The sequence below is a fragment of the Chryseobacterium lathyri genome (genome assembly GCF_003290185.1).
Lineage (GTDB): Bacteria > Bacteroidota > Bacteroidia > Flavobacteriales > Weeksellaceae > Chryseobacterium > Chryseobacterium lathyri.
Window position 1 is genome coordinate 67,860 of record NZ_QNFY01000016.1, and the last position, 21,200, is coordinate 89,059.

Here is a 21,200-nt window from a genome sequence, read left to right on the forward strand (position 1 = left end):
TCATAATGTTAGAGAAATATTAGTTGAAGAAGGAGCATTAATATTAAAATCTCTTTCTTTATCGCAATCTAAAATAATTATGATTAAAAATTATCCTGCACTGTCGGTATACAATTCATTAATTGTTTCCGGGGATATTTTGTGATGGGAAGAAGACTTTTCATGTGTTGAAGGACACAAGTGGAAAAACTGCAGGAGAATGGATTGATGAAATCGTGTTAATGGCAGTTAAAGGAATGTTGAAAAGCTCAAACCTAACTATTGCACAAGTTGCTGATGAGTTTCATTTTTCCAATGCCTCTTTTTTCGGGAGATACTTTAAAGCCAGAACAGGACAAACGCCATTGGAATATCGAAGTCTTAAATTGAAAAAAAAGGATTAAAATAATTAATCCTTTTTTAATGATTATAAATATTTATTCTATTGGATACTCATTCCGCCATCAATAATCTGTTCTGTACCAGTAAGAAAAGAAGATTCGTCGGAAGCGAGGAATATAACAAGGTCGCTTACCTCTTTTGCATCCGCCATCCTTCCCAATGGAATAGCATCGGCAGCGCCACTGCCATCTTCGTCTGTAGCTTCTACCATCATTGGTGTCTTTATGTAGCCAGGATGTACTGAGTTGGCGCGGATATTTTCCTTCCCATACTCAACTGCAGCAGCTTTGGTCATTCCACGTACAGCAAACTTACTTCCCATATATGCTAAGCTGGGATAGCCTGGAATTGCAATGATCCCTGCTATTGATGAAATGTTGATAATGGAACCTATACCAGCTTTCTGCATTGATGGGATTGTATATTTCATTCCGTAAAAGACACCATTTTGATTGATGTCAACAACTTTCTGATATTCTTCCTCAGAAATTTCGGTTATCGTTTTTATGGGTCCAAGTATTCCTGCATTGTTTACCAGGACATTGACCGGTCCAAATCTACTTTCCGCCTCTGATATTACTTTTTTCCAGTCCTCTACACTGGTAACATCTTGTTTTACAAAAACAGCATTCTCTCCTAATTCATTTGCGATCTTTTGGCCTTTCTCTTCATTAAGGTCAGTAAAGATCACTTTCGCACCTTCAGCTACGAAGGTTCTTACATGGGATTCTCCCATGCCCTGTGAGCCACCTGTAATGATGGCCACTTTGCCATTTAATCTTTTCATATTGATTTCATTTGATTAATAAAAATATTGATATGCATAACACCATGGTCCGTTCTAAAATTCGATCATGCTTTCATATCAACATAAAAATCAATATTACCAAAAATCAACAGGATTTGAAATGTCCAAATCTTTACATTATTTACCTAATTCTCTACTATTGTAATTCTGCTGCCAGTTGATTTCGATACTTTTTTGGAGAAACATTCATATTTTTTTTAAAGAACTTACTGAATGAGTAAATATCTTTGAATGATAATTTTTCTGCAATTTCGCCAATGTTATTATCAGAATTCTTAAGTAATAGGATAGACTGGTCTAATATTGCATTTTGTATTATTTTGCTGGGAGTAATGTTCAGAGAGTTTTGCACGATTTTATGCAGATAATTTACAGTGATATTAAGCTGAAATGCATAATAGTCAAGATTTTGTTCATGCAGATAGTTTTCACTGACCAACCGCATAAAGCTTTCTACAAGATGATGACTTCTATTAAAAGTGAATTGTTTGGATGAAGGTCTATATTTACTTATTACCAGATCGGTCTCACTGATAAGAACTAACATCAAGTTCTTAGCCGTTTGCTCCCACAGTTCCGAATTTATAAAGGAAAGGAGATCAAAGATCTTTGAAAAGAGATCTTGTAAGCGATTGAAATCTTTAGACTTTAAACTATAATATGTCCCGAAACGGCGTTCAAGAAAAGTTTTTTCTGTTATGGATAAAAAATGATTATCAAGGGTTTGGATAAATTTTTTATTAAACAGGACAAAAGCACCTTGTGTACCAGGAGAAATTTCAACGATCTTGAGATTCTGATGAGGGCGATATATGAAAAAAGAACGCTTCTTATTATCTATATGAAGTAATTCTCCATCAAGTTCCACAACAAGTTGCCCTTTATTAATGATTCCATATGAGAAATAATCAGGTGTCAGGATAAATGGTTCAAAAGACTCAGGTATATCGGTCAGAAATAAAAAGTCCTCGGTATAATTCCATTTTAGTTCACGAAATGTGATGATATTTTTAATCGAGTATGGGTCCATTGGAAAAATAATTGTATAAATAGTTATTAAATTAATAGGTCAATGAAGATGATCATTTTGAATGCAATTTTTGCACACATCTTTAAACTTTTGTCAAATTATTTATTTGTTGAAGAAAGATATGTTTTTAAGAGTCTTAAAAGCAAAATTATAGGATGGCCCGATCCTCTAACGGTGGAATGCGATCCAAATAACCTGAAAGAGGGCAGGTATTTAGCTAAACGACTGTCTGAAATTCAGAGGCGAAACTTTTGTCTTGGCCTTAAATAATTTACTGAATGACTGCAAATGTTCAAAACCCAGTTCATACGCAATTTCACTTACCGTCAAATTTGTAGTAGATAGTTTTTCTTTGGCTTTTTCGATCAATTTGTCATGGATATGCTGCTGAGTATTTCGTCCTGTCAGCACGCGCAGCAAACTGCTTAAATATTTCGGTGAAATATTAAGTTTCCCAGCAACGTACTGTACAGTTGGAATACCCTCTATCACTAAGTTATCACTGTTAAAATAGCTCGAAAGCAGATCTTCCAGACGGCTTAAAATTTGATGATTGCTCTTCTGACGTGTGATAAACTGACGCTGATAAAACCTATCCGTATAGGTTAGAAGCAACTTTAATTGAGCAATAATGACTGTCTGGCTGAACTTATCGATTTTGTGCTGATATTCGATTGCAATATCCTGAAATATCCTGACAATAGACTCCTCTTCTTTGTCTGAAAGAAATAATGCTTCATTAATAGAATAATCAAAAAATTCATATTCCCTTATCCTTTTTGATAAAGATGTGTTCCACAATAGATCAGGATGGATGAGCAATAATAGCCCTGAACGGTTTGTTATTTCTTCTACATCAATTTCAAACACTTGGTTTGGAGACATCATAAACAGGACACCCTGCTCAAAATCACTTTGCTGCTGTCCGTATTTCATCCTGCCTCTGAAATCCCGGTCAAGTAACACAGTATAAAAATCAAAGATCAGACTGACATTCGCCATACAAGGCATTATAACGGCACTATAATCTATAACACTGATCAGGGGATGCTCAGGATTGGGAAGTCCCATCACCTTATGATATTTACTGACGGTTTCGATCCTGAGGGGCAGATTGTTTTCCATAATTTAACGATTTTGATCCTGTAGAACCTCTTCAAGTTTTTTCACGAGGTTTTCGGGCTGTTCACGCATAGCGTAATGACCACCTTCCAGGTTATAAATTTTCCAGTTCCTTGCTTTTGCTCTGCTGTACCCCATTTTTTCATTCGCAGGTTTGCCATTTTTTGTCATTGAGATATAAACAGCCGGGATATTTTTCACCAATGGATTCCTTATCTTCAAAGGTTCAGTAAAAGTTTTTAATGGCTGGGGGACATCGGTGGGATAAATATTTTTTGCTGGACCGAATGGATAAAGCATAACAGTATCCTTTATAAACGGAACCATCACTTTATCCCATAGATCCCCACAGACATCTTTGGCGCTTTCACCATCGTTAGGAACCATAGCATCCAAATAAATCAGGTTGCTGATACGGTCGGGGACCTGTTCTGCTACCCCGGAGATAACCATTCCTCCATAACTGTGGCCAACAAGGATAACGTTATGCAGGTTCTCGAACCTGATCACATTTACGATATCTGTAACGTAAGTTGTAAGATTTATGTTTGCATTCGATAGATGAACTCTCTCTCCCAGACCTGTTAAAGTGGGACGATAGACAATATCTCCTTTTTTGCCTAAGATAGAATCTATCTTAGCATAATCCCAACCGCCATCCCAGGCACCCGGAACAAATAAAAAAGTCCGGGGCTGATGATGCTGGCCAAATACCATCATGGAAAACATCATGCTTGTCAGTATAAAAATTGCTGCTCTCATCTTTTTATTGTTTAATTCTTAAAGCAAATTTACGCAGTAATGTAGGAAGCAATTTAGCCTGATTGCACTTTGTTTTAGTCAAAATGCCTGTTGATCATAAGTGTCAACAGATTTGGCAGAGTACAAATTTTGTGTTCACATTATGGCTCCTTTATCTATATTTTGATACGCTACTTGGAAAATAACAAGTAACGAACATTATTTTCCGATAATTTTATTCCGATGTACAGTTCCCCAATCTGAAAGTTCGCTGATAATCCTTTGCAGCGTATTGCCGTGTTCTGTCAATTCATATTCAACTGTTATAGGTTGTGTTGGTAAAACTGTTCTTTTGACCAGCTGGTTGAGTTCCAGTTCTTTCAATTCTTTGCTCAGCATTCTGTTGGAAACACCTTCAACATCATTCAGAATGTCTGAAAATCTTCTTTTACCGTAGCAGCAGATCGACGAGATAATAGCGATCTTCCATTTTCCGCTCAACGCATCCATGGCATCCTGAACGGATCTCATTCTTTTCTTTTGTTCCTGCTGGAATTCTGTTATTGCACACTTCATTTATTAATTAGTTATACTGTATGTTATTGTTATTTATTATTTATCTGTACAAAGCTGAAATTTACTTTTGTTTAAATGAAAAGTCGAAATCCTTGTTGTTTAATGCAATACAGATTTTTTATCCCCTTTCATTGAGGTATTAATACTGTCCGGATGTCTTTTTCAACATGCTGTTCTCAGTTTTTTCAGGTACGGAGAAAACTATACCTCCCTTCGTATCCCATTAAACTTGTACCGAACCTTTTTTCTTGTTTTCCTGTTGAAAATCTTTAATCTGATGCGTTACAATGTTACTGTGTTACCTCTGTGTTACTGTTATTTTTCAGTACAAAGTTACTAAAAATAACTTGGTTGATCTACCTTTGTTGCTCAAACATTAAATAAAAGAAATAATGGATAAATTAAAAAATAAGGTTGCCGTGATTACAGGTGGCAATAGCGGTATCGGGTTTGGTATTGCAGAAGCATTTAAAAATGAAGGAGCTGTTGGTGCTATTGTAGGCAGAAATCATGACACTTTAAATAATGCTGTGGCTAAGCTTGGCGATAATTTTATAGGTATCAATGCCGACGTAACCAATATTGCCGACCTGGAAAGAGTGTTTGCAGCAACTGCAGAAAAATTTGGTAAAATAGATGTGGTTGTAGTCAATGCGGGTGCTGGAGCTGTAGGAACTGTGGCAAATTTAAGTGAAACCGACTTTGACAAAACAATTGATCTGAACCTGAAAAGTGTTTACTTCACTGTTCAAAAAGCATTGCCTTATATGAATGATGGTAGTTCTATTATTTTGATCGGGTCAAATGCTGCACATCGGGCATATGCGAATTTTACGCTTTATGGTGCTGCAAAAGCAGCCGTAATCTTTTTTGCAAAAGGATTTTCAAACGATCTTTTAGAAAGAAAGATCAGAGCAAATGTAATAACACCGGGTACAACAGATACACCTGCATTTGAAAAGTTTGTTCCTGCAGAACAAATCGAAGGTATAAAAGCACACTTTGCAAGTGTAATGCCAACAGGCAGAATAGGCCAGCCATCTGACATTGGTAAAACCGCGGTATTCCTGGCCTCTGATGATTCTTCATTCATGCTTGGGGCTGAACTTCTTGTTGATGGAGGGATGACCTATCTGGCTAAATAATTCAAAAAAGATAGCTTTAAGCGCGATAGCCAAGGAAATCATTACGGAACTAAATTTTTAAATTTAGTTCCGTAATGATTTTTATTTCCAGTGAAAAATATCTATGCACATTGGCTTATGGGTATTCAATTACGTATTTACTGATCCTGATTTTTTCTGATGTTTAAATAATAGTCTCATAAAACTACGATATATCGTAGTTTATTTTTATTTGGTATGTTTTTAAATATTTGAATTACAAGGTTTTATATTTCTAGTGCGCTTCTTGTAATTAATGTTTGTGAATTTAATTATCAATCAAAAATAATCTACAACAATGAGTACACTAAAATTAAAAGACGGAACAGAAATTTTTTACAAAGATTTTGGAACAGGACAGCCTGTTGTGTTTCACCATGGATGGCCTTTGTCATCTGATGACTGGGATGCCCAGATCATGTTCTTCCTGCAAAAGGGATATCGGGTAATCGCCTTCGACAGAAGAGGGCACGGACGTTCAAGCCAGACTACTACCGGACACGAGATGGAAACTTATGCTGCCGATGTTGCTGAACTGACAGAATATCTGGATTTAAAAGATGCGATCCACGTAGGACACTCAACCGGAGGAGGTGAGGTGATCCGTTACGTCAACAAATATGGCAAAGACAGAGTTGCCAAAGCAGTTTTAATCAGTGCTGTTCCGCCTGTGATGGTAAAAAGTGAAAATAATCCTGATGGGGTTCCCATGGAAGTTTTCGACGACATCAGAAAACAAACTCTTACCAACAGACAGCAGTTTTATATCGATTTGACGATTCCTTTTTACGGATACAACAGAGAAGGTGCTGTGATAAAAGAAGGGGTGCAGAGAAATTGGTGGAGACAGGGAATGATGGGAAGTATCCTTGCCCATTATGAATGTGTAAAAGCATTTTCAGAAACCGATTTTACGGAAGATTTAAAGTCTGTTGAAATTCCTGTTTTAGTGTTACACGGAGAAGATGACCAGATTGTGCCTTATCAGAATGCGGGTGTAAAATCTGCCAAATTGCTGAAAAACGGCACATTGATTACTTATCCGGGATTCCCCCACGGAATGCCAACTACGGAAGCAGAAACCATTAATAATGATATACTGGCATTTATAAAAAAGTAAGCTTTTTATTGGGTGTGAAATAGTAATTTATTCTAATTCAGAAAGTTTTTATGGAAAATTCAAATACCAAACAACCAGCATTTAATCCTGAAGATTTTTCAATTGTACCGGCTCGCAGTTTCGATGAACTGGCAGTAGGCGAGGTATTCAGAGCTCCAAGCAGAACATTGACAGATGCTCATGCTTCAGCTTTTCAAACCGTATCATGTGATAACCATCCCATACATTATGATGCAGAATATGCCAAAAGACAAGGGCATGAGGCACCAGTAGTTCATGGTTTACAGGTTTTGGCCTTTACTGCGCCGGGGGCAACCTTGCTGCCGCATTATTTCGGGAAGGTTTTCATCAGCTTTTTGGAACTTTCATGTAATTTCCTGAAGGAGGTTCATTCCGGAGATACCTTATATTCTTCGCTCACGATTATGGATTTGAGTCCGCAGGGAGATAAAGGGATTGTGACGACCAAAGTAACGGTATACAACCAGAAATCAGAACTTGTACTGGAAGGTCAGCATAAATACTTATTGAAGCGATAAATTACAACCTATTACAACAGTTAATAGCTGATGTTTTTTTCAAATCCTCTGCCTCATTTTTCACAAGGGCATCATCTCTTGAGCATGGAGTAGCGGATTTGAAGAAATCTCTATCAATCATCACAATACTTATTCGCCAGATGTGATTTTTTTAATACATCTCTAAATACTTTATATCATGAAAATTAAACCAATGATCAGTGCGGTTATTGTATTAACCACATTATTCGTTTCGTGCAACACGAAAGATAAATCGGAAAAAAGCACTGAAAAAACAGCTACAGCAAGAGCTGAATATATCGAAGTTGAGCCCAATGTAAAACTGCATGTTACCGATCTGGGCGAAGGAAAACCGGTTATTCTGATCCACGGCTATCCTTTGAGTGACGCTTCGTGGGAATATCAATACCATGCTCTGGTAAAAGAAGGTTACCGGGTAATCGGAATTACCCTGAGAGGTTTCGGACAGTCCGATAAACCTTATGGAAAATACAATTATGATCAATTTGCGGCCGATATCAAAGCCGTTCTTGATCAATTAGACATTAATGATGCTACCCTGGGCGGACATTCCATGGGAGGTGCGATTGCCCTGCATTATGTGGCAAAATATAACAGTGCCCATGTAAGCAAATTGGCCTTGTTTTCAGCGGCAGCTCCCTGCCATACTAAAAAAGCTGATTATCCTTATCCGTTTTTTACCAAAGAAGACATCTCGAAGTGGGTTGAATTAAACAATACAGACAGACCTGCATTATTGGCAGCCATCGGTGAAAAATTTGTGTATTCCCCGACTTCTGTTTCTCCCGGAATTGGAGCCTGGCTAGGCGGTATCGAAATGCAGTCGTCCCCATATGCAATGGAACAGGCACTAATTGCTTTAAGAGATGAAGATCTGCGCGGCGATCTTCCAAAAATTAAAATCCCCACTTTAATTCTCCACGCGAAAGAAGACAAAATCGTGTCTTTTGCATTGGCGGAACAAATGCATAAAGCTATTTCAGGATCTCAATTGGTTCCTTTTGACAAAAGCGGACATGCTTCATTCCTGGAAGAAAAAGATAAGTTTAATGCAGAATTCATCAAGTTTTTGAAACAATAAGTACGGTCAAAACTTATTCCGCTTAACCCGAATAAATACATAATAACAAACAAATAAATTTTATGAAACCATCAACCAAATTACTTTCTCCGGATAATCATACGCTTGTATTGATCGATTTTGAAGGTCAAATGGCATTCGCTACGAAAAGCATCTCAATGAATGAACTGCGTAATAATGTCGCTGTAGTCTGCGGAGCGTCCAAAATATTTAATGTACCGACAATTGTAACAACGGTAGCCGAAGAAAGCTTTTCAGGTCCGGTATTTCCTGAAATCGAAGAAGCATATCCTATGGCAACTTCAGGATACATTGACAGAACAACAATGAATACATGGGAAGATGAAGCAGCTTATAAAGCAATTGTAGCCACTCAGAAACAGAAGTTGGTTTTCGCAGGATTATGGACCGGTGTATGCATCGTAGGGCCTGCCTTGTCTGCTCTTGAAGAAAATTATGATGTGTATGTTATTACTGATGCCTGTGGTGATGTAAGTGATGAAGCCCACGAAAGAGCAATTCAGAGAATGATTCATGCAGGAGTAAAACCAATGACCTCCATCCAGTATATTTTAGAGCTTCAGAGAGATTGGGCACGTCAGGAAACCTATATTCCTGTGACTGATTTAATGAAAAAATATGGGGGTTCTTATGGATTGGGAATTCATTATGCTCATCATATGCTGAACCATTAATATTTATATAAAAATTTTCAATGTTGAGATCTGCACATTACATATGGTCTTTAAAAACGGTCATCTTTCTGCTCTTTTTATTTTCTGAAAACTTATCTGCCCAGAGTTTCAAGCTCCTGCGTTACGATGAGAATTATGAATATTTAAAAGATTCTTCAGATACTTTTTATAACAGGATAAAATTTCTTCCCCTTAATGAAAAGAAAGATAGCTATCTGTCTTTTGGAGGCGAGGCACGCTATGAATATGTAGATTTCAACAATGAAGATTGGGGAAGACTGGATATAGGACACAACAACTTTTTTCTGCAGCGGTATGATCTTCAAGCAGATATGCATTTGGGAGAAAATATCAGGGTGTTTTCACAGATCAGAAGTGCTTTACAGAACGGAAGAAAAAACGGATCAAGAGGTATTGATGAAGATCAGTTAAGCATTCAAAACCTTTTTATTGATGTTAACCTGATCAATAAAACAGCTCAGAAACTGACTTTCAGGCTGGGCCGGCAGGAACTTGACTATGGTTCGGGAAGATTAATCTCTGTAAGAGAAGGTCCCAATGCAAGACTTTCTTTTACCGGAGCTAAAATAATGTATTCCCATAAGAATGTTTTTGTAGATGCTTTTGCCATGATGGCAGATAGTATCAATGCAGGAATTTTTGATAATAAGATTTCAAAACAGCTCAATCTGTGGGGCGCTTATTCTAAAATAATTTTTCCGCAAGCCGGAAACCTTGATCTGTATTATATCGGGATACGAAGAGACGAATCCGTTTTTGAAGCTGGAGCGGCAAAAGAAAAGCGCCACACGATCGGAGGAAGATTTTGGAAATATGGTGGCGGATTGATCTATAATCTTGAAGCAGCGTATCAGTTTGGAAGTTTTGGAGATCAGGATATCAGTGCCTGGACAGGTTCCGTGGATATTGGCTATCTGTTTGAAAATGTAAGATTCAGACCCAGCATCAACCTGAGGAACGATTACATTTCCGGAGATCACTCGAAAGATGATGGAAAGCTTCAGACATTTAATCCTCTCTATCCAAAAGGCGGATATTTCGGCTTCAGCCCACAGATCGGACCGGTGAATCTTATAGATATTCATCCTTATGTAACCCTGGACTTAACTTCTAAACTCAAAATGCAGATGGATGTTGTTTTCAACTGGCGGTATGCTCTTCAGGATGGGGTGTACAGACCAAGTGGGGTGCTCAATCGGCCAGGCAGCAGTTCTGATAAAAGATATATCGGAACAGCCTATTTAACCAATTTTACCTACAGTTTTAATCGTTATTTCTCTTTGGTGAGCGGAATTCAGTACTTCAGAAAAGGAGCTTTTATTGAAGATATTATTCCTGATGCTAAAAGTGGCGTCTTCTACAATATCCGGTTAGGATTCAAATTTTAATCATTACTAAAATCATTTATTATGCAAAATTCAATATCAAAATATTTTAATTGGTCCAAAGCGGTTTTTGCCGCATTGATTCTTACAAGTTCAGGAATCCAGTTTGTTTCAGCGCAGACATTAACTGAAACAAAAGCAGCGGTAGGAGCCACCACCACGTGGGGGAAAGTAGACGGGGTTTCTGTTGTTGGTCTTGTACAGGGACCATCTGCAGCTGTGGCAGACCTTCAGATTGCTTGCGTTTTCGAGTATACGGAAGGTGATATTTTCAATCCCCCTGCACTTCCTGCCGAACTGAACGGAATGGTTCACCTGGATGAAGCATTAAAAGGAATCATTACAGAAGTCAGAAAAAAAGGTCAGTTCAAAGGCTATGCTTTGGAAACATTACTCATAACGCCACCGAAAGGAAGTTTAGCCTCTAAGAAACTGTTACTGATAGGATTGGGCGACAGAAATTCTTTCGATGCCGGATTAATGAAAAAAGTAGGAAGCGTTGCAATGAGAGAAGCTTTGAGGCTGAACGTAAAAACGGTTTCTTTTGCCAGCGATATTAAAGATGCCGGAATAGATTCTCCCACAGCTTTGGTTGCAGGAAATGTGGTTTTAGGAGCATTTGATGCCTACCGTACACAGTCATATTTAAATACCCAGCATTTATCTGAAAAATTGGAGTTACAGAAACTGATATTGCTTGCAGGTCCGTCGTTTTTCAATGTTGCAGGAGAAGGAATTAAAGAAGCTGTTTCAAAACTGAATGCCCAATAATTCCTATGAAAGCAGACCTTATTTTATATAACGGAAAGATTCACAGCTTCAGTAAAGAAATAACGGATATTTCAGCTGTTGCCATGAAGGAAGGTGAAATTATTGCTCTGGGAAATGACGGGTTGGTAGACCAGTTTGCAGATGCAGCCACAGAGATTATTGATCTTAAAAAGAAAAGAGTCGTTCCTGGAATTAATGATTCCCATATTCACCTGATCCGGGGAGGATTGAATTATAATCTTGAATTAAGATGGGATGGTGTTCCTTCGTTAGCCGACGCTCTCCGCATGCTTAAGGAGCAGGTTGACCGCACGCCTTCACCCCAATGGGTACGTGTTGTGGGCGGATGGTCAGAGTTTCAGTTTGCGGAAAGAAGAATGCCTACGTTAGAAGAAATCAATGCGATTGCCCCGGAAACCCCTGTTTTTATCCTGCATTTATATGACAGGGCATTAATGAACAGAGCAGCACTAAAAGCAGTTGGGTATACCAAAAATACTCCGGCACCTCCGGGCGGTCATATTGAACGAGATTCAAATGGCGAACCGACAGGGCTTATTATTGCGACACCCAATGCAATGATTTTATATTCAACATTGGCAAAAGGTCCAAAATTATCCTATGAACATCAGGTAAATTCTACCAGACATTTTATGAAAGAGCTGAACCGGTTTGGGATCACAAGTGTCATAGATGCAGGTGGTGGTTTTCAAAATTTCCCGGATGATTATCAGGTGGTCAATGAACTGAATGAAAATAAACAGTTAACGGTAAGGATTGCCTATAATTTATTTACTCAAAAACCAAAGAATGAGTTTGAAGATTTCAGCGAATGGATTGACACCGTAAAGCTTTATCAGGGTGATGATATGTACCGTCATAACGGTGCCGGAGAAATGTTGGTTTTCTCTGCCGCAGATTTCGAGGATTTCTTACAGCCAAGACCGGACCTTCCCGAAAATATGGAAGCTGACCTCGAAAAAGTAGTCCGATTATTAGTGGAAAACCGGTGGCCTTTCAGACTTCATGCCACTTATAATGAAAGCATCACAAGATTCTTAAATGTTTTCGAAAAGGTAAACCAGGATATTCCTTTCAACGGGCTTCCGTGGATTTTTGATCACGCTGAAACCATTGATGAAAGAAATATTGAAAGAGTAAAAATGCTCGGCGGCGGAATTGCCATCCAAAGCAGAATGGCTTACCAGGGAGAATACTTTACAGACCGTTACGGTTCAGCAGCGGCAGAAAATACTCCTCCCATAAAGAAAATGCTTGAAATGGAAGTGCCTGTTGGTGGTGGTTCAGACGCAACAAGAGTCAGTAGTTACAATCCCTGGATGTCTATGTATTGGCTTACTGTGGGAAAAACGGTTGGCGGACTTCAGCTGTATCACGAAACAAGGCTGGACAGAGCAGTTGCCCTGGAATTGTATACCAGGGGAAGTGCATGGTTTTCTCAGGAACAGCAGAAAAAAGGAGATATCCGGGTAGGAATGTTTGCTGATCTGGCAGTGCTTGATAAGGATTACTTCACGATAGAAGATGAAGAAATCAAAAATATAGAATCGGAGATGACTATTGTGAACGGTAAAATTGTCTATGCAAAAGGAGACTTTTCTTCATTCGCACCACCGTCCATCCCTGTTCTTCCGGACTGGTCACCGATCAATTTGTACAATGGTTATTATCCTGTGGGCGGACATGTACAGAAAGATATTGAAAAAAATGCAAAAGTAGACTTAAAAGCCCCTCTGACTTCACAGGTGCACAGCTGTGCCGGAAGCTGCGATATACATCATCACAGCCACGATGCAGCAAGAATGAGTTCTGTCCCTGTTAATAATTACCATTCATTCTGGGGTGCGTTGGGATGCTCCTGTTTTGCCTTTTAAACATTGAAAATTATGGAAATTTTGAAACAGATCCTTGCGTCCGATTTAGGATCATCCTATAATGATTTTGCTTTTCTGATCTTCCGGGTACTCTTTGCCATTCAGTTATTCAGAGTTCACGGACTGAAAAAGTTCAGGCTGGAAAACGGGCAGAAAGAAATTATTCCCAATCCTCTCGGACTTCCGGAAAAAATGAATGCTTTGGTGGCTTCGTATGCCGATTTGGTTGTTCCTTTTTTAATCATTTTAGGTCTGGGAACCAGACTCGCCATATTACCCACAATTGGCGTAACGGCGATCGGCTATTTCATCGTTCACAGAAAAGATTCTCCCGAAGTGCGGGATGTACCTTATATGTACACCTTGTCTTTACTGTTAATTCTTGCTCTGGGAGCAGGAAAATATTCACTCGATTATTATTTATTAAATCTACTTTAAAATGAAAACTTCAATAGGAATAAAAAATGAAAACTTAGCGAAAGTCGCTGAGGTATTGGTTCAGACATTAGCAGATGAATTTGTACTCTATACCAAAACAAAAAAAGCCCACTGGAATGTGGAAGGAGCAGATTTCTACAACAAACATCTGTTTTTTGAGGCTCAATACGGGCAGCTGGATGAGATTATCGATAATCTTGCCGAAAGAATCAGAACATTGGGACATTATGCACCGGCTACGTTAAGAGAATATCTTGCCTTGACTCATTTGTCTGAGCATCACTTGGAATCGAACGACAGCCTCACCTATATGAAAGAACTCCTTTCTGATCATGAAAGTATTTTGATTCATCTTCGTGAACATATTGAAAACTTCGCTGTTGAATTTCATGATGCAGGAACCAGCGATTATATCACCGGATTATTGGAAACCCACGAAAAAATGGCTTGGATGCTGCGTTCACATTTAAAATAAAAAAGGATGGAAGTAAAAAATAATATAGGCTTTGTCACCTTACTTTTAACCATGATCGCGGGATATTGTGATACCGTAACTTTTGTATCGGCGGATGCTGTTTTTTCAGCGCACGTTACGGGAAACTTTATTGTATTTGCCTATCAGTTGGTGAAAGGTTCCGATGTTCACGCATGGGTAAAGCTGCTTACTTTTCCCGTATTTATCCTGGCGGTCATCACAGGAGGGCGGATTGCTTATAGGGTGACGAATCACTATACCATTCTGTTTTGCGAAGGACTTTTGCTATTATTAAGTGGAATTACCGTAGCCATACTGAGCTATGCCGGTATTTTTACAGAATGGATGATGTATGCCGTTGCTATGGTCGCTGTTTTTGCGATGGGACTGCAGAATGCTTTCGGAAAATTATATGCTAAAGAAACGCACGGGCCCACTACGATGATGACCGGAAATGTCACCCAGGCATCTTTAGACGTTGGAAATTTAATGAAAAACGGTTTTAATGATGTGGATGCCCTGGCCAGTTTAAAAAAACAACTGGTTACTATTTTAGGTTTTTTGACCGGATGTTTTTTAGGGGCTTTTGCAGGGAAACAGTTCGGTCTTGTAACACTGGCTTTACCGGGGTTGGCAATGATCATCTGCTATCTTTATCACCGTAAAATTTAGTCTGTAAAGACTGGTAAATAATTGAAGAATGAATTATCTTTAAAAAATGAATTTTATCCTTTATTTTATTAATAGAAATCCACTAAAGATATTTTATTTTTCATTGGTTTTATTGTTTTTAAGTATCTCATTAAGAGCTCAAACCAGGGAAAATCCTGTGCTGTTGAGAAAGCAGATCTCTTCTTCAAAAAATGATACGCAGAAAACAGCCTTATTGCTGAGATTGAGCGATTTTTATATAACCAAACAGGGAGAAGTGAAAAAAGATCTCGACAGTGCGGCCATCCTTAACAGGGAAGCAAACCTGCTGAGTGTAAAAACCGGAGATAAGCTGAACAAAGGAAAATCAATGTTTCTGGAGGCAAAGATCGATAAAGAAAGAGGGAATAAAACAGTTGCCTTTTCAAAAATGAAACAGGCTGTCAATTATTTTGAAACCCATAAAATGACCGAACAGGCAGGAGAAGGATATGAGGAGCTTTCTTTTATGTATGATAATGATCCCAAAAATATCGATATCAAAATAAAGCTTAAAGAGAAAGCTCTTATGCTTTATAAAAATTCAGGAGCAAAGCTGAAGCAGGGATCTGTTTTAAAAGATCTGGGTGAGCTGTATAACATAATGGAAAATCCGGATAAGTCGATACCATTGCTTAAAGAAGCTTTATCCGTTTATCAATCGGTTAAATTTAAAGAATTGCAGGGTGTTTATAATTTCCTTTCTCAGGCTGAAGTTCAGAAGGCAGATTACGAGGAGGCTTTACGCTACGGACTTTTAGCTGAAAAAACGGCCGAAAGTCTTAATGATAATTCTTTGCAGATGAGTTCTATATACAATCATACAGGAATGGTTTACTATTATTTGCGCCAAAATGACGACGCCATAAAATATTGGAAAAAAGCATTAGCTGTTGCAAAAAAAAACAATGATAATTCATATGTACGCACAGTGGCCAACAATATTTCTACTATGTTGATCAGACAAAAGAAATTTGAGGAAGCGATTGCCATGATAAAAGAATATAAAGCCCGGTATCCGATTACAGACCAGGAATTTGAAATGACAGAAAATTATATTCTCTTCAGTACGTATACCATTCTTAAAAAGTTCAGTAATGCTGAAATGTATTATAAAATACTGGTGAATTATTATGGTGAAAACGGAGAGAAGAATAACAAGCAGATTTCATTGTTGAGAAGCTTTGTTTTTTATCATTACCAGACCAGGAATTATAATGCAATGTATCGTGAAGCAAAGCTTTTTGATTCAATAGCCAAAAAAAACGGGAATGATATGCTGCGTTCTGAAAATCATTTGATTTGGTTTAAAGCAGATTCTGCCCGGGGAAAATATCTTGACGCAATTGAACATTACCAGCTGTATAAAAAGCTCTCAGATTCTGTTTTTAACGGCGAAAAAAGCAAACAGATCAACAGCCTGAAAATCCAGTTTGAAACAGATCAGAAAGATAAAAACATCCAATTGCTTACCCAGAAAGGAAAAGTTCAGGAAATTCAGATTACCAATGATACTTTTGTAAAGTACATTTTTATAGGAAGCATTCTGGTGCTGATTATTTTTGCAGCCTTGCTTTACAACCGGTCAAGACTGAAAAGTAATGCCAATAAAACGCTTGAGCTGAAACGTAAGCAGATCGATGAACAGAATGAGCAGCTGAAAAAACTGCTGTCCGAAAAAGAATGGCTGCTGAAGGAAATTCATCACAGGGTAAAGAACAACCTGCAGATCGTGATCAGCCTTTTGAATACACAGTCAGCGTACCTGGAGAATGAAGATGCTTTAATGGCCATTCAGAATAGCCAGCACAGGATGCACGCCATGTCTTTGATTCATCAGAAACTGTATCAGTCGGATAACCTGTCAATGATAGATATGTCGTGGTATATTTATGAATTGATCAGTTACATCAGAGAATGCTATTCATCAGAAAAGAAGGTCAGCTTTACGATGGATATTGACAAGGTTTTTCTGGACGTTTCGCAGGCTGTACCCATGGGACTCATTGTCAACGAAGCGATCAATAATACCGTTAAATATGCATTTCCTGAAAACCGGAAAGGAGAGGTTATCGTCACTTTTAAAAGTATCGGAAAAGACGATTTCGAATTGATTGTTTCCGATAACGGAGTAGGGCTTCCGGAAGACTTTAACATTGATGAAAGCGAATCTCTAGGCATGAATCTCATGAGAGGATTAACTGACCAGCTCGACGGAACTTTTCTCCTGGAAAATAAAAATGGTTTAAAGATCATCATCACATTTAGGAAAAAAACAGAAATTGATATTTCAAAATAAGACGTTGAAATTTAAATCAGAATGAAAGAAAAAATTTTAATTGTAGAAGACGAATTCATCGTGGCCAATGATCTAAAGATCATGCTGATAAAAGCAGGTTACCAGATCACCGGAATTGCCTCTTCGGTAGTTCAGGCCAGGAAATTAATCGCAGAAAATAAACCCAATTGGGTCCTTCTTGATATCATGCTCAAAGGCGATCTTACAGGAATAGATCTTGCCTGGGAGTTGCGTGAAATCAACCTGCCATTTCTATACATTTCGGCCAATACCAACCAGTCAACGCTGGAAGCGGTAAAAGAAACCCAGCCTTATGGATTTATGGTTAAACCTTTCCGTGAGCGGGATCTGATCGTCATGCTTGATATTGCCAAATACCGTTTCGGCATTGAGGAAGGAGGAGGGTTTGTGAAAACCAGTGATCATGGTATCATTGAAGGAATTATCGGAAAAAGCAATTCCCTTCAGGATGTTATTGAAAAAATAAGAGTGGTTGCACCTACCCATACTTCCGTACTTGTGGTGGGAGAAAGCGGAACCGGAAAAGAAAAAGTAGCCCATTCTGTACACGAACTTTCAGAACGAAAGGATCAGCCTATTGTGGTGGTGAACTGTGCAGCATTGCCTCATTCTCTCATTGAATCTGAACTTTTCGGTCATGAAAAAGGAAGCTTTACAGGAGCCAATGCCATGAGAATCGGGAAGTTTGAACAGGCAGACGGAGGAACTATTTTTCTGGATGAAATCGGTGAATTACCCTTAGACTCACAGGTAAAACTCCTGCGTGTGCTGCAGGAAAAAGAAATCGAAAGATTGGGTGGAAATAAAACCATTAAAGTTAATGTCAGGATTGTGGCGGCAACCAACCGGTCTTTAGAAAAAGAAGTAGCGGAAGGAAGATTCAGGCTGGATTTATATTACCGGTTAAATGTTTTCCCCATAGAACTGCCGCCATTAAGAGAACGAAAAGAAGATATTGAATTGTTAGCTCATTTTTTCCTGACCAAATATGCATCAGCTTCAAGACGAAATATTACTTCGATAAGTGCAAAAGCTTTAGATCAGCTGCATAACTACAACTGGCCGGGAAATATAAGGGAATTGGAACATCTTATAGAAAGAAGTGTTCTCCTGGCAAAAACAGCGGAAATTGAAAATTTTGACCTTCCCAATATCATAGAAAAGCCTTCTGATCAACCTCAGGGCCAGTTAAAATCGATGGAGGAAATGGAAAGAGATCATATTCTGAATGCCCTGCAAAATTCCGGTGGGAAAGTTTCTGGAATAGGAGGAGCTGCTGAATTACTGAAAATGCAGCCTCAAACACTTTATTCTAAAATGAAGAAGCTGGGAATTGATAAAGGGTATAAATAAACCTGAATAAAGAAAAATAATTTACACATTTAATCTTGTTGAAGTCACTTATGGATAAGTGAAGCATTTTTCATGCAATTTTCAACCTAATTAAGTTTAAAAAATGGCCAACAATATGGAAAAAGAAACCGTCAGAATAGAAGGATTCAGTGATGCTGTTTTTGCGATTGCCGTAACACTGCTGGTTTTGGATCTTCACTTACCGGAAGAACATGTAATAAAAAACGGGAATGATCTTTTCACCTTTATGAAGAGTCAATGGCCTGTATTTTTAGCCTTTATCCTTTCTTTTTTCAGCATTTTTATAATGTGGGTGAATCATCATAAGATTTTCAAACAGATCTACAGCCGTAATTCGGCTATTATGTTTGCCAACGGGCTGATTCTCTTTTTAGTTTCTGCAGTTTCTTATCCTACCGCTTTGCTGGCCAGATATTTCAATGGGGAGGCATCTTCTATGGTTGTAGCCATATATACGGGAACTTTTGTTCTGATCAATTTTGCCTATAATGTGCTTTGGTTTGTAGCCAGCCGCAATAAAAAGCTTTTGCGTCCGGGAATTACGAATGCTGCGATTAAAAAAATCCGCAATAATTACCTTTATGGTTTTCCCATCTATCTCATTGCATTGATGTTCTCGTTTTGGATTCCTGCGGTTTCCTTAATAATGATTTTAGGCTTGTGGATCTTCTGGGCTTTATCTTCAGGGAAAATTGAAATGAGTATGAAGGAATCAGAATGATTAGCGGTTTCACAGTAATTTTAAGTTTCATTGCTCTTATTAAAAAAATGCCCTTTCTGTATTCCTAATTTTTGCATTTTTGAAATCAATGTGGTAGCCGGTAATCCTAATAATAAAGCCGCTCCCTGTGGCCCAAAAATTCGTCCCTTACATTTTTCAACGGTCTTTAGGATATGCTCTTTTTCCATCTGGTGTAATGTTTTAATCTGAAAATCCTGATCAGCTGTTTTTTGTCCGAAAATCTCCGGTAAATCCATTTTTCTGATGGTACTGTCTTTTGCCGTAAGAATACTTCTTTCGATCATGTTTTCGAGCTCACGGATATTTCCCGGCCATGCATTTTCACTCATTGCATGGATTACTTTTTGAGAAAATCCATTGATTTTTTTGCCTGTTTTCAGATTGATTTTTTTCAGAAAATAATCGGCCAGTAGCGGGATATCTTCTTTTCTGTCCCGCAATGCAGGCAAATGAATGGGGAAAACATTAAGACGATAGAACAGATCACTCCTGAATCTCCCTTCAGCAATCTCTTTTTCCAGAATCCGGTTGGTGGCAGCAATAATCCTGACATTGACTTTAATGGTGTTATTCCCGCCGATTCTTTCAATTTCTCTCTCCTGTAAAACTCTCAGTAATCTTCCCTGAAGAGCTAAAGGGAGCTCCCCAATTTCATCCAGGAAAATAGTGCTGTTATTCGCTTGTTCAAATTTCCCCTTACGCTGCTCCGTAGCACCTGTAAAACTGCCTTTTTCGTGTCCGAAAAGTTCACTTTCTATAAGATTGGCAGGAATGGATGCGCAGTTAATCCTGATCATTGAGTGATGAGACGAAGAGGAGAGTTCATGGATAGCCTGTGCTATCAGCTCTTTTCCCGTTCCGGTCTCGCCATAGATGATCACACTGGATAATGAAGAAGCTACCTGGGAGATTTGCTCATAAATATGCTGCATGGCTTCGCTATTTCCAATGATTCCGTTAAACCCTTCTTGATTCCTTACCTCATCTTTTCTGACAGGCTTTATATCTTTTTGAGAATCGGATGCTGAAGTATGAAAAGTATCCAGCATTTCCGAGAACAGAATGTTTCTGATGGTAATTGACAGCTGCGTAGAGATGCCTCTCAATAGCCTTTCTAACCGGCCATTGAATTCAGTGAAATTTTTATACAAAAGGAAAATCACGGTTTTATGATCTCCTACAGATGGTAAGCAAAATCCCACAGCCATATGCATTCCCAGTTTTTTTGCAAGGGTAAAATACGGTACTGATGCTTTCCTTTCAGAGAAATCCTTAAGGTAAAAAGTAACAGGTTCCGGCGATTGCATGCATTGCTCAAAACAAATATCCAGTGAATCGGAAGGGCTATCATCATAGGCTCCGGTAATTAATGAACTGTAAAAAATCTGCTGCTTATGATCCTTTGCTGTAAGGACCATAATGCCATCACATAGAAATTCATTTTTAAAGGATTGATTTAATACAATGCTGAAATGTTTTTTATCTAAAACTTTGGCAAAGGCAGTATTAATAGATAAAATCACCAGATGATCCTTCTGCATTTCCTGAAGCCGGGCCCTCATTACATCAACATTTTGATCAGACTGTTTATTCATAAAGATCTATTGATTGAAAGGATAAAGATAGAGAAAACAGTACTATTTTGGAATAGTATAGATTAATTAATATAATTTTTAAGCACAGGTTTTTATGAAAAGTTTATCCCTGTAAATCTTTTTAAAGTAAATCATCTGTACGTTTTTATAGATGTATAATGAAAACCCTTTTTAAACCCTCCTGAAAAAGTTTAGAAATTCCTTAGCTGTGTATAGA

Annotated in this window: 21 protein-coding genes; 15 read left to right on the forward strand and 6 right to left on the reverse strand. The window is 38.2% G+C overall.

Translation table 11 applies throughout. The features are described from left to right. The first annotated feature begins 167 nt into the window (after window positions 1-167). Window positions 168-383: a helix-turn-helix domain-containing protein gene (locus tag DRF61_RS19785; protein ID WP_202974509.1), complete on the forward strand. Its 216-nt coding sequence runs from the start codon at window positions 168-170 to the stop codon at window positions 381-383. Between the two features lie 38 nt (window positions 384-421). Here the strand turns inward: DRF61_RS19785 and DRF61_RS19790 are convergent, their stop codons facing one another. From DRF61_RS19790 to DRF61_RS19810, 5 genes are all read right to left on the reverse strand, one after another. Then, window positions 422-1,168, reverse strand: a complete 747-nt coding sequence (locus DRF61_RS19790) for a glucose 1-dehydrogenase (protein WP_111960299.1) — start codon at window positions 1,166-1,168, stop codon at window positions 422-424. A 157-nt stretch (window positions 1,169-1,325) separates the two neighbouring features. After that, window positions 1,326-2,219 carry a helix-turn-helix domain-containing protein gene (locus DRF61_RS19795; protein ID WP_111960301.1) on the reverse strand — a complete coding sequence of 298 codons (894 nt, stop codon included), beginning with the start codon at window positions 2,217-2,219 and terminating at the stop codon, window positions 1,326-1,328. Between the two features lie 213 nt (window positions 2,220-2,432). Next, window positions 2,433-3,344 (reverse strand): helix-turn-helix domain-containing protein, encoded by a 912-nt coding sequence (locus DRF61_RS19800; RefSeq protein ID WP_111960303.1) that lies wholly within the window; start codon window positions 3,342-3,344, stop codon window positions 2,433-2,435. A gap of 3 nt (window positions 3,345-3,347) precedes the next feature. Then, window positions 3,348-4,103: an alpha/beta hydrolase gene (locus tag DRF61_RS19805; RefSeq protein ID WP_111960305.1), complete on the reverse strand. Its 756-nt coding sequence runs from the start codon at window positions 4,101-4,103 to the stop codon at window positions 3,348-3,350. Between the two features lie 198 nt (window positions 4,104-4,301). Next, window positions 4,302-4,658 (reverse strand): winged helix-turn-helix transcriptional regulator, encoded by a 357-nt coding sequence (locus tag DRF61_RS19810; RefSeq protein ID WP_111960307.1) that lies wholly within the window; start codon window positions 4,656-4,658, stop codon window positions 4,302-4,304. A gap of 392 nt (window positions 4,659-5,050) precedes the next feature. Between DRF61_RS19810 and DRF61_RS19815 the strand changes: the two genes are divergently transcribed. From DRF61_RS19815 to DRF61_RS19880, 14 genes are all read left to right on the forward strand, one after another. Continuing rightward, window positions 5,051-5,803, forward strand: a complete 753-nt coding sequence (locus DRF61_RS19815; protein ID WP_111960309.1) for an SDR family NAD(P)-dependent oxidoreductase — start codon at window positions 5,051-5,053, stop codon at window positions 5,801-5,803. 316 nt (window positions 5,804-6,119) lie between these two features. Then, window positions 6,120-6,941 (forward strand): alpha/beta fold hydrolase, encoded by an 822-nt coding sequence (locus DRF61_RS19820; RefSeq protein WP_111960311.1) that lies wholly within the window; start codon window positions 6,120-6,122, stop codon window positions 6,939-6,941. A 50-nt stretch (window positions 6,942-6,991) separates the two neighbouring features. Then, window positions 6,992-7,480 (forward strand): MaoC family dehydratase, encoded by a 489-nt coding sequence (locus DRF61_RS19825; protein WP_111960313.1) that lies wholly within the window; start codon window positions 6,992-6,994, stop codon window positions 7,478-7,480. A gap of 178 nt (window positions 7,481-7,658) precedes the next feature. Next, on the forward strand, window positions 7,659-8,582 hold the full coding sequence (locus tag DRF61_RS19830; RefSeq protein ID WP_228452545.1) for an alpha/beta fold hydrolase: 924 nt from the start codon (window positions 7,659-7,661) through the stop codon (window positions 8,580-8,582). A gap of 62 nt (window positions 8,583-8,644) precedes the next feature. Continuing rightward, on the forward strand, window positions 8,645-9,277 hold the full coding sequence (locus tag DRF61_RS19835; RefSeq protein ID WP_111960315.1) for a hydrolase: 633 nt from the start codon (window positions 8,645-8,647) through the stop codon (window positions 9,275-9,277). A gap of 20 nt (window positions 9,278-9,297) precedes the next feature. Continuing rightward, the gene (locus DRF61_RS19840; protein ID WP_111960317.1) at window positions 9,298-10,686 is read left to right on the forward strand and encodes an alginate export family protein; all 1,389 of its coding nucleotides are present in this window, start codon (window positions 9,298-9,300) and stop codon (window positions 10,684-10,686) included. A 21-nt stretch (window positions 10,687-10,707) separates the two neighbouring features. After that, window positions 10,708-11,454, forward strand: coding sequence for a M17 family peptidase N-terminal domain-containing protein (locus tag DRF61_RS19845; RefSeq protein WP_111960319.1), 747 nt, complete (start codon window positions 10,708-10,710; stop codon window positions 11,452-11,454). A gap of 5 nt (window positions 11,455-11,459) precedes the next feature. Continuing rightward, the gene (locus DRF61_RS19850; protein ID WP_111960321.1) at window positions 11,460-13,349 is read left to right on the forward strand and encodes an amidohydrolase; all 1,890 of its coding nucleotides are present in this window, start codon (window positions 11,460-11,462) and stop codon (window positions 13,347-13,349) included. 12 nt (window positions 13,350-13,361) lie between these two features. Continuing rightward, on the forward strand, window positions 13,362-13,787 hold the full coding sequence (locus DRF61_RS19855) for a DoxX family protein (RefSeq protein ID WP_111960323.1): 426 nt from the start codon (window positions 13,362-13,364) through the stop codon (window positions 13,785-13,787). Window position 13,788: 1 nt separating this feature from the next. Further along, the gene (locus DRF61_RS19860) at window positions 13,789-14,262 is read left to right on the forward strand and encodes a Dps family protein (RefSeq protein ID WP_111960325.1); all 474 of its coding nucleotides are present in this window, start codon (window positions 13,789-13,791) and stop codon (window positions 14,260-14,262) included. 6 nt (window positions 14,263-14,268) lie between these two features. Continuing rightward, window positions 14,269-14,934, forward strand: a complete 666-nt coding sequence (locus tag DRF61_RS19865; protein WP_111960327.1) for a YoaK family protein — start codon at window positions 14,269-14,271, stop codon at window positions 14,932-14,934. A gap of 46 nt (window positions 14,935-14,980) precedes the next feature. Further along, window positions 14,981-17,251 carry a histidine kinase dimerization/phosphoacceptor domain -containing protein gene (locus DRF61_RS19870; RefSeq protein WP_111960329.1) on the forward strand — a complete coding sequence of 757 codons (2,271 nt, stop codon included), beginning with the start codon at window positions 14,981-14,983 and terminating at the stop codon, window positions 17,249-17,251. Between the two features lie 21 nt (window positions 17,252-17,272). After that, window positions 17,273-18,625: a sigma-54-dependent transcriptional regulator gene (locus DRF61_RS19875; protein ID WP_111960331.1), complete on the forward strand. Its 1,353-nt coding sequence runs from the start codon at window positions 17,273-17,275 to the stop codon at window positions 18,623-18,625. Between the two features lie 115 nt (window positions 18,626-18,740). Beyond that, window positions 18,741-19,367, forward strand: a complete 627-nt coding sequence (locus DRF61_RS19880) for a TMEM175 family protein (protein WP_111960345.1) — start codon at window positions 18,741-18,743, stop codon at window positions 19,365-19,367. A 20-nt stretch (window positions 19,368-19,387) separates the two neighbouring features. On the opposite strand, the gene DRF61_RS19885 is transcribed toward DRF61_RS19880, so the two are convergent. Beyond that, window positions 19,388-20,983, reverse strand: a complete 1,596-nt coding sequence (locus DRF61_RS19885) for a sigma-54 interaction domain-containing protein (protein ID WP_111960333.1) — start codon at window positions 20,981-20,983, stop codon at window positions 19,388-19,390. Window positions 20,984-21,200 lie beyond the last annotated feature (217 nt).